Source organism: Herbaspirillum sp. UBA812 (genome assembly GCF_002296545.1).
Taxonomy (GTDB): domain Bacteria; phylum Pseudomonadota; class Gammaproteobacteria; order Burkholderiales; family Burkholderiaceae_D; genus Herbaspirillum; species Herbaspirillum huttiense.
Map to the genome: position 1 here is coordinate 1 of NZ_DBIC01000072.1, position 10186 is coordinate 10186.

At 62.9% G+C, this 10186-nt stretch carries 4 protein-coding genes; 2 read left to right on the top strand and 2 right to left on the bottom strand.

The genetic code is table 11. The features are described from left to right. Nucleotides 1–540: 540 nt before the first annotated feature. The gene (locus tag B3873_RS04520) at nucleotides 541–1515 is read right to left on the bottom strand and encodes an NAD(P)H-dependent flavin oxidoreductase (RefSeq protein WP_286864262.1); all 975 of its coding nucleotides are present in this window, start codon (nucleotides 1513–1515) and stop codon (nucleotides 541–543) included. A 305-nt stretch (nucleotides 1516–1820) separates the two neighbouring features. Here B3873_RS04520 and B3873_RS04525 point away from each other — a divergent pair, with 305 nt between their 5' ends. Beyond that, nucleotides 1821–1976, top strand: coding sequence for a hypothetical protein (locus tag B3873_RS04525; RefSeq protein ID WP_166675113.1), 156 nt, complete (start codon nucleotides 1821–1823; stop codon nucleotides 1974–1976). A 42-nt stretch (nucleotides 1977–2018) separates the two neighbouring features. Here B3873_RS04525 and B3873_RS04530 read toward each other — a convergent pair whose 3' ends face one another. Next, a complete protein-coding gene (locus B3873_RS04530) occupies nucleotides 2019–3725 on the bottom strand; it encodes a ShlB/FhaC/HecB family hemolysin secretion/activation protein (protein ID WP_286864263.1) in 1707 nt (568 codons plus the stop codon). Between the two features lie 250 nt (nucleotides 3726–3975). Here B3873_RS04530 and B3873_RS04535 point away from each other — a divergent pair. After that, on the top strand, nucleotides 3976–10186 hold a 6211-nt coding region (locus B3873_RS04535; RefSeq protein ID WP_414651522.1), incomplete at its 3' end, for a filamentous hemagglutinin N-terminal domain-containing protein.

Here is a 10186-nt window from a genome sequence, read left to right on the forward strand (position 1 = left end):
CGTCATACGCCTGGCGAATCTCGGGGCGCTCGACGGCATGGCCGCTGTTGGCGGCATCCTGGCGGTCTGCATGCTGGTCATGCTCATGCGGCAGGCGCGGCTTTTCGTGTTTGGGATGACGGTCTTTTCTGGTTCTCAGGAAGCTGGTCATGGTGGTGGTCCTCGCAATTGAATGGTTGACTCTTCTTTTGCCGCAGGGCGATGCCGTGTGAGAGTGGCCACAGCGCATCATCACGCCTTGCATCTGCATGAAGCGAACAAGTACGACCGGGCCTCACAACAGAAGTGCCGCGAGTTACAAAGTGGGATGAAAAATAAGATTTTGTCCGACAGACAATTCGTACAAGCCGGCGCACAAGGCGCGGAAAGAGAAGAGCAGATGCCCGCTTGGACGCGCCAGGACTGGCTGCGTTCCCCATCTGCTGCGAATGGCCGCACATGAAAAAAAAAGGCGGACCCGGGTAGCGGTCCGCCTTTTACTTAGTTTTTCACGCCGCTCATGATGGCGTGAAGCTCATCCGTTACTGCAAAAGCGTCGCCTCACAGCGACAGTCGCGCACGCGCGGCGCGATATTCCTCTTCCAGCCTATCCACCATCTCGGCCACGGTCGGCACATCTTCCATCAGTCCCACGCCCTGGCCTGCGCCCCAGATATCGCGCCATGCCTTGGCCTTGCTGCCACCGCCGGAACCGAAGTTCATCTTGGTCTTGTCGGCTTCGGGCAGGTTGTCCGGATCGAGGCCGGCATTGACGATGGACTTCTTCAGGTAGTTGCCGTGCACGCCGGTGAAGAGGTTGGTGTAGACCACATCGGCGGCGGTCGACTCCACGATGGCCTGGCGGTAGGCGTCGTCCACATTGGATTCACGCGTGGCCAGCCAGCGCGAGCCCATGTAGGCGAAGTCCGCGCCCATGGCTTGCGCTGCCAGCACCGCATCGCCCGTGGCGATCGAGCCGGACAGGGCCAGCGGTCCCTTGAACATCTTGCGCACTTCACCCACCAGCGCGAAGGGCGAGAGCGTACCTGCATGGCCACCGGCACCGGCGGCCACCAGGATCAGGCCATCGACACCGGCTTCCAGGGCCTTCTCGGCATGGCGCAGCGAGATCACGTCATGCAGCACGATGCCGCCATAGCTGTGCACGGCATCGAGCATTTCCTTGGGCGGTGCGCGCAGGCTGGAGATGATGATGGGCACCTGGTGCTTCACGCAGGTGGCCACGTCCTGGGCCAGGCGGTCGTTGGACTGATGCACGATCTGGTTGACCGCGATCGGTCCCGCCTTGCGTTGCGGGTGATCCGCTTGCCATTGGGCAAGCTCGTCCTGCAGCTGGGTCAGCCAGGTGTCGAGCAGCTCGGCCGGGCGCGCATTGAGGGCAGGAAACGATCCGACCAGCCCGGCCTTGCACTGGGCTGCCACCAGGGCCGGGCCGCTGGCGATGAACATGGGCGAGCAGATGATGGGCAGGCGCAAATCTTGCAGTGCTTTGGGGTAAGCAGGGGCTGGTGGCATGGTCGTCTCTCTTGGGTTGTCATTATCTCAAGGCAACAGGGCTGGACCCCATGCCGCTTTTGTCCGGCGATTATAGGACAAAAAGCGACAAAATATAACGGTCGTGCTTTTTGTTGCGCGAAGGTGAAATATTCAGGAAATTATTTATATGATTTACTGTCTTCCCTTCATGCGTGCTATGTTTTCCACAAGCCTGCAGTAAAAACAGGCCACGCAGGGCGCTACCGGGGGCGTCTTGCGGACCGGCTCAGCCGGAAGGGCCATGCCCGCGTTCCATCTATCGTTATTAGCCGTAGGGGGGAATCATGCAACACTTTGATCTCGTCAATGTCCTCATCATCGTCCTGGCCGCCGTCGCACTGATTGGGGGCGCGCTGCTGCACAAGCGTGCACTTAAAAAGGCGCTCATCGAATCGGACAAGCTGCCGGTGCGCGGCCTGCGGCGTTATCGCCAGCAGTGAAGCGCGGCGCTTGCCCGCCATCCTGCGCGGCATTCTTTTCATTCAATACGACCATTGCAGGCTGAACCCGCCGGTCAGCGTACCGGTGGGGAATCCCTGTGGCCTGGTCAGTGGCGCAGCGATGAAGAGCTCCATGCCGAGCTTGTCCACGTTGCCACGCCAGCCCAAAACGGCACCGCTCAAGCGGCGCCCGCTCAGGCTTTGCGTCAGTGGTCCCGCTACCGCGCCGGTATCGACGCCGGCGTACACTTCCTGCCCGCCTTCTCCCATCCCCCAGGACAACTCATTGCGCAGCAGCCAGCCGCGCTCGGCCTGCAAGTTCATGTCGCCATCAAAGCCACGCACGGTATAGCGTCCGCCGATGGCGAACTGATCCTGCGCCGGCAGCTTGCCCCGGTTCCATTGGGCGCGCGCCGTTGCGTTGTAACGTACGCGTGCTGCGCCCAGCGTGAAGGGCGCATTGATCGCTGCGTCCGCCAGCCACAGTCCATAGCGCGTGGTGATCTGCGGCAGGTCGAGTTCGTCCTCGGGCGCACGGCCTTGCCGGTCCAGTGCACGGCGATAGCTCAGGTTGATCTCGGCCACGGCCGGTCCGATGAAGTGGCGGTGATTCACGCTCCATTCCCATGCCGTCATCCTGCGCTGTTGCGGCTCCAGCGGAATCTGGTCGACGAAATTGAACGACTTGCGCAGCAACAGCCGGGCTGCGACATGGCTCTTGCTGGTGGCACTGCGTTGCAGGAGGCGCGACAGTTTGACTTCGCTCGTTTCGGCATGGCCGCTGTAGACCACCGGTTCAAAGGCGCCCTCCACCGTCTGGTGATAACGGCTGCCCGCGAGCGTCGCCGAGAGCAGCCAGTAGCCGAAGGGCAGCGAATAATGCACGGTATGGCTGCGGCTGCCGCGATCCCCGTAGCGGCCCAGGCTGCGCGTGAGACTGGCGTAAAAGAGATCATTGAGCGTCCACCAGTTGTCATAGGCCACCGTCACGCCGGCCTGATAGCGGCCAGTGGTGCGCGCACCGCCATCGTCCAGCGAGGCCGAGAAGCGGAACGGAAAGGCCTGCCGGTATTGCACGACCAGATCGCTGTCGCCGGCTTGCGCGTCGGATTCTTCCGAGGGCGTGATCTCGATGTCAGCCTCCGCTGTCGGCACGCGCCTTAGGTTTTCCAATCCTTGCTCAATGGCGCGCAAGTCGAGCAGATCTCCCTCAGACAGCGGCAGTGCCGTGACAGCATTGCCGCGCGTGTCCGCTCCCTCGGCCATGCGCACCTTGCGCAGCCTGCCCGGTATTACGGTCAGTACCAGCCTCCCGGCTGAAAGATCCTGCGGCTGCGCCAGCACGCGGGTGGTGGTGTAGCCGCGCGCGATGATGTCGGCCTGCACGCGAGCCAGCAGGATTTGCAGACCCTGGCTGCCCAGGCAGCGGCCGGTGGCACCACCATCCCCGGCCGCCTTCATCACCGTGCCCAGGGCGGGCCGGAAGCGCTCCGCAGAATCTCCTTCCATGATGATCGTGTCGATGCGGCTGCAAGCTTGTTCGTCCTCGGGGTAGTCCAACGACGTGGAAGCGGGAGGGGGCAGGCCCAGCGTGTGCACATCGGGCGCTTGCTCCAGGGCCTCGCGCAAGACGCGCTCTCGTTCGCGCTGCAGTTGTTCTTGCTGGATGCCGGGAGATTGTGCTGCGCTGTAGAGCGGGAGGGAGAGCGCGCCGAGCAGCAGCGGAGAAAGGAGGCGGTAGCGATTCATAAGGAAATGGTCAGCGAGCAAAACAACACCGGGCACGCGTGTCGCGATCACTCAACAATTTGGGAGATCGCAATTTCTCTTTTTATCGTCTGCACATAAATCAGACTTTTCTGATTTTTTAATCCGCTCTAAAAAAATAGACTGCGCCTCGAATCGATAAGGCGTCCGGCCTGGGTCGATCTCACAAAAGGGGCGATCCATGAACCGTCAGCGCTATCAGTTGGTCTTCAACCGTCATCGCGGCATGCTGATGGCGGTCGCGGAAACCGCCTCGACCACCAGCGGCCAGAGGTCACCGATGGCATGCGGGGCTGCCGGTGTGGTGGCACCGGCATCGTGGAAGTTCTGCACGCTGGTCTTGGCCCTGGCACTGACGTGGCAAAGCGTGGCACATGCGCAGATCCTGGCAGACCGCAACGCGCCGCGCGAAGAGCAGCCGATGGTGCTCAAGGCCGCCAACGGCGTGCCCGTGGTGAACATCCGGCAGCCCAACGCCAAGGGCCTGTCGGTCAACAGCTACCGGCGTTTTGATGTGGATGGACGCGGAGTCATCCTCAATAACGCGGGTGGCTCCAGCAAGTCCGAACTGGGCGGCTATATCGCTGGCAATCCGTGGATGCCCGGCGGTGGCGCGCAGGTCATCGTCAACCAGATCAACGCAACGGACCCCAGCTACCTGCGCGGCTTCATCGAGGTGGCAGGCAACCCGGCGCAGGTGATCATCGCCAACCCTGCCGGCATCACCTGCGCGGGCTGCGGTTTCATCAACGCCCAACGCGCCACCATGACCACCGGCACGCCCGTCATCCGGCAGGGCAACCTGGAAAGCTATCGCGTCAACAGCGGCGTGATCAGCTTTGAGGGGCTGGGCCTGCAAGCCAATGACACCGCGTATGCCGACGTCATCGCCCGTGCAGTGCGCGTACATGCGGAGCTGCGGGCCAAACAGATCCGGCTCACCACCGGGCTCAATACGGTCAGTGCTGATCACGCGCAGGTCACGCCGGACCAGAGCGCCACCGATGGTGCGCCGGTGCGCGCCATCGATGTGGCAGCGCTCGGCGGCATGTATGCCGGCCACATCTACTTGAGTGCTACCGAACATGGCGTGGGCGTGCACAACGGCGGCACGCTCACGGCCACTGAAGGACAGCTGGTCGTGACGGCAGCCGGCCGCCTGGAAAACACCGGGACGCTGGCCGCACGGGGCGACACCGTGATCGCTGCCGCCGGAGCGGTGAGCAACGCCGGCAGCGGCACGATGGGCTCCGAAAGCACGCTGCGCATCCACGCCACTGCACTGGACAATGCCGGCACGCTTGACGCCAGCCGACAGCTCCAGATACGCACCACCGGAGCGCTCATCAACCAGGGTAGCTTGGGCGCCAGGGACAGCACCCTCCTTGAAGTCGGGACACTGGAGAACACCGGCACGGGACGCATCGGGAGCACAGGCGACACCCGCGTGCAGAGTAGTGGTTCGATACGCAATGCAGGCAGCCTGCTAGGGGATACCGGCGTTACGCTTGCTGCGGTCACGCTGGAGAACACCGGCAGCGTGCTCACCCCCGCCACGCTCGCACTGCGTATACGCAACATGCTGGACAACAGCGGCAAGATCGGCAGCAATGCCCGGCTTGAGCTACGCGCCACGACCCTGAGCAATCGGGGAGATATTTATTCCGCACAGGAATCGGTCCAGTTGCAGGTAGCAGGACGCCTCTTCAACAGCGGCAGCATCGAAGCAAAACGGACACTCGATGCCGAGGCGGTAGCGATTGAAAACCAGGGGCGCTTCATCGGGGAAGCGGCACTCAACGCCAGCGCAAGCGCTGCCCTCACCAATGCTGGCACCATGGGCAGCAGGGCCGGCGCCGACTTCAAGGCTGCTACCCTCGACAATCGCGGCACGCTCAGTGCAGTCCAATTGCTCGCCCTGAAAGTGACCGGCAAATTCACCAACGAAAAAAACGTCGGTGCCGGCAGCACCCTCCAGATCGATGCCGATGCACTGGACAACAGCGGCAAGCTGTTCTCGCACGGTAGCTTGCTGATGCGTATCGGTGGTGCTGCACTCAACAGCGGCAAGGTTGGCGCAGACGGCACGGTGGATTTCCGGACGGCCTCTCTGGTCAATGGCGGAGCACTCTATTCGCTGGCCAAGAGTGTCGACATACAGACCCGAGAAAGCATCACCAACAGCGGTACTGTTGAGGCCAAGACATCCGTCTCACTGAAGGCGGCGGCCCTGAACAACAGCGGGACGTTCACCGCCGAGGGCGCCATGAAGCTCTCGCTGCAGCAGGGCTTGAGCAACACCGGAGAGATCGGCGCCAACGATACGCTCACCGTCAATGCGGCCACGCTGGAGAACCGGGGCAGGATCCGTTCGGCCGAGAGTTCTCTCGAACTGACGACAGACGGAAAGACCAGTAACCAAGGAAAGATCCTCGCCGCCACCCGGCTGGAGATCACGGCCACTGGCATCGACAACAGCGACGGCACGCTGGGCGGCGGCGAGGTGGTGATTGATGCGCGCAACCGGCGTTTCAACAATCAGCGCGGCGTACTCTTTGCGCGGCAAGACCTGAAGGCAGAGAGCGCAGAGCTCGACAATCGTGCCGGCAGTATCGCCGCCCGGGGCAAACTGACGCTCTCCAGCGGTGAAGTCAACAATGAGGGCGGATTGTTGCAGGCCCTGAAGAGCCTCGACATCGATACCCACGGCCAGGCACTGTACAACCAGCATTCGGGCAAGGATCAAGGTGTGCGTGCCGGCACGGATCTGCACATCAAGGCCGGCGCGCTGGGCAATGGCGCGGGTGTTGTGGTGGCAGGTGGCGAAGCCCGTCTTCAAGTGAGCACCCTCGACAATCAGGGTGGCGATATCGCCACTGGTGGTGGGCTGCGCATCGAGGCCCGCAGCGTGGACAATCGCGGTGGGCAGTTGCAGTCGAAGGGCGCGATGCGAGTGGAGGTGTCGGAAGGCGACATGGATAACCGCCGTGGCCTGATCCGTTCCGACGAAGACGTAACGCTACAGAGCCAGCACCTGCGCAACGACGACACCCAGGGCAAGGATCAGGGCATCGAAGGCCGCAGCGTAAGTGTTACCACGGGTGCGCTCTACAACAACAACGGCGCCATCCGCTCCGGCCAGTCATTGCAGATCGCCGCCAGCGAGAGCGTGGACAATCGCGGCGGACTCCTGTCTTCGCAGGGCACGCTGTCAGTCAATGACCCGGCCAGTACCCGCAGGCTGGTCATCGACAATGAAGGCGGACGCATCCTCGCAGGCGGCGACCTTCGTCTCACATCGCACTCCCTGATCGGCAAGGGCTTGCTGTTGAGTCACAGGAATCTGCGTATCGATGTGGCCACCGATCTGGAGCAGCGCGGGGAAACCGTTGCCGGTGGCGATCTCGATCTGCGCACCGGTGGCCGCTTCAGCAACTACGGCACGCTGGCCGCAGGTGCAGCGTTGCGCGTGACTGCCAGGGGATTCCAGAATCATGCGGGTGCTTCGATACTGGGCGGCGATGTCTCGCTGTCTGCCGGTGCGAGCCAGGACTTCATCAACCGCGGCCTGGTCGATGGCGTCACCACGCGCATTCAGGCTGGCACGCTCTACAACCTCGGTGCCGGGCGCATCTACGGTGACCGCGTCGCGCTTGCTGCAGATGTGCTGCACAACGCACCGGAAACCATCGATGGCGTACAACGGGCCCCCGTCATCGCGGCACGTGAGCGTCTGGATATCGGCACCGGCTTGCTCTACAACAGCGAGCAGGCGTTGCTGTATTCAGCCGGCGACATGTCGATTGGCGGCGCCATCGGCAGCGACCATCGCGCGACCGGACGCGCGCGCGAGGTCAACAACACCAGCGCGACTGTCAATGCTGATGGCGCGCTCACCATTGCTGCCGATGCGATCAACAACCGGAATGCGCACTTCGAGATCGCCGAAGAGAGCAAGCCGGGACGCAGGATCATCAACTACCGCCTGGTGGGGTCGCCGGATTTCCTCTCCGGTGACAATGCGCGGCTGATCCATCAGGATAGCGGCCAGATCATCGCGCCGGAGAACTGGCGCGCGATGGGCGATGAGGACAATTTCCGCCTGCTGCTGCCGTCGGAGGAATATCCCTTTGATCGTTACGGACCGCCGTTTGACTATAGCCGGCATGTCGGCAGGGGTGGCCGCTTGTACCGGAGCTTCGGCGTTGGCCCTGCCTATCTTGCAGCGATTCCCGAAGTCAGTACCGAGCACAGCACCATTCCGGCAGAACCGGAACGCTTCGTCTACCAGCCCGGTGACCGGATATGGGATGTCTTTCGCGTAGCAAGGCCGACGACGGAAGTACCACCCGAGCCTGAACTTCCCAGAATCTGCATTGATCCTGAATCCTGCCCGGATGCGGATTATCGGCAACGGCATAGCCAGTGGAAAGCGATCCGCGATACGACGGTTGAGTCCTACCACAATCTGGACAAGGCTATCGATAGATTCAACCGTTCACTCTACGCTCGCATGGTGGGCGAGTGGATCATCTACGACGGCACCGAGCAGATCCGGCGCACTATCGTCACCCGCAGCACCCCCGGCATGATCACCTCCGGCGGCGCGATGACCCTGGCCGCCGGTGTGGTCAACAACTACGCCAGCCAGTTCATCGCCGGTGGCCTGCTGGCCGGAGATGCCGTCAATGGCACGGCCATCAACAACACCGGCCCCATGGGCAGGCAGACGGTCACCTCCACCGGCACGGCAGAGAAGACCTTCATCAGGGAACATTGGCTCAAGGCCGATGAGCGTCGTTATGAGAGCGCACCCTACGCCTCTCAAACGATAGAAACACAATTCCCACTTGATGTGAGCGCCACGCACGAGGCAGGCAGCACGCGCGAGCGTACTCCTCGCGCACCCGCCACCGTTCCCGCCCAAGCGCTGCCGGATGCGGGCAAGACGGCTGACCTGCGTGCTCCCGCCGTCGACGTGAACTTGCCGGCCAATGCCTTGTACCAGGTCAATCAGAGCAGCGTGGCCGCACCACTGGTGCAGACCGATCCGCGCTTCATCGGTCAGCGCAACTGGCTGTCGTCCGACTTCCTGGTGCGTGCGTATCAGGACCGCTTCGGTCCTGCGCCGGGTTACCAGCGTTTCGGTGATGGCTTCTACGAGCAACAGCTGATCCAGCGGCAGATCCAGGAAGCCACCGGCCAGCGCTATCTGAACGGCTTCAGCAACAACGAGGCGCAATACCTGGCGCTGATGCAAGCCGGGCTGCAGCAGGCGCAGGTCCAGCGCTATGCGTTGGGCATCGCACTCTCCGAAGCACAGATCGCCCAGCTTAAAACGGACATCGTCTGGCTGGTACAGCGGAGGGCGACGCTGGCCGATGGCCGTGAGCAGGAAGTGCTGGTGCCGCAGGTCTATCTGCAGCCGTCGAGCCTGCGGGTGAGTGGTCGCCAGACCCTGATCGCCGGCAATGAAGTCGCCTTCCAGACCGTGCAGGACATCCTCAATCGCGGCGGCACCATCGCCGCGCGAACGGGGGTGACGCTGCGCGCGGACAACGTCAGCAATCTCGGCGGGCGTATTGAGGGCGGCTCGGTTCGCCTCCTGGCGCAGAGTGATATCGAGAATGCCGGTGGCGTCATCGATGCCAACGACAAGCTGGTGCTGAGTGCGGGCCGGGATGTCGTGCTTCGCAGTACCAGCGTCACGACTGCCAATGCCATCACCACGGGACGCAATATCGATCAGGTGGCCAGCGTGAGTGGCAAGGACGTGGTGCTGCTTGCTGGCCGCGACCTGCAGGCCGATGCGGCCGTCATTGCCGCCTCGGGTGACGCCGTGTTGGCGGCGGGCCGGGATGTGCGTCTTGGTGTCGTGCAGGAATATTTCCGGCAGGAGATCCGCTGGGCCGATGACAAGGGCGGCAGCAACTGGGTCAGCAGGCTGACCGGTCCGAATCTGGTGGACCGTGCCAATGGTGCGCACGGCACCAGCGAGGTGGGCATCAATCGCGCCGTGGTGACCGGCAACAAGGAGGTCGCCACGCAGGTCAGCGGCAACAGCATCCGCATCCAGGCGGGGCAGGATGTGACGAGCAAGGGCGCGCAGGTGGTGGCGGAGAACGCGCTGCAAGTCGAGGCCGGGCGTGACATTGGTATCGGCACCGCCAACGTCTCTGCCAGCGCACGCGACCAGGGGCAGCGCAGCAGCAGCGGAATCCTGACGGCCAGGACGGTGCGCACCGATGACGCCAGCAGCACCAGCCGCGAGGCCGGCAGTACCTTCTCCGGCGAGACGGTGCTGGTGCGCTCGGGCAACGATGTGAATGTCAAAGGTAGCCAGGTCGTTTCGACGCAGGGCACGACCATTGTGGCGGGCCATGAAGTGAACATTGTTGCCGCAAGCGAGAGCAGCAGCCAGCGCAACTTCCGGCAGGAGACCA

Coding starts and splice junctions, on each gene's coding strand:
- B3873_RS04520 (WP_286864262.1), bottom strand. CDS start 1,515: ATGCCACCAGCCCCTGCTTACCCCAAAGCACTGCAAGATTTGCGCCTG.
- B3873_RS04525 (WP_166675113.1), top strand. CDS start 1,821: ATGCAACACTTTGATCTCGTCAATGTCCTCATCATCGTCCTGGCCGCC.
- B3873_RS04530 (WP_286864263.1), bottom strand. CDS start 3,725: ATGAATCGCTACCGCCTCCTTTCTCCGCTGCTGCTCGGCGCGCTCTCC.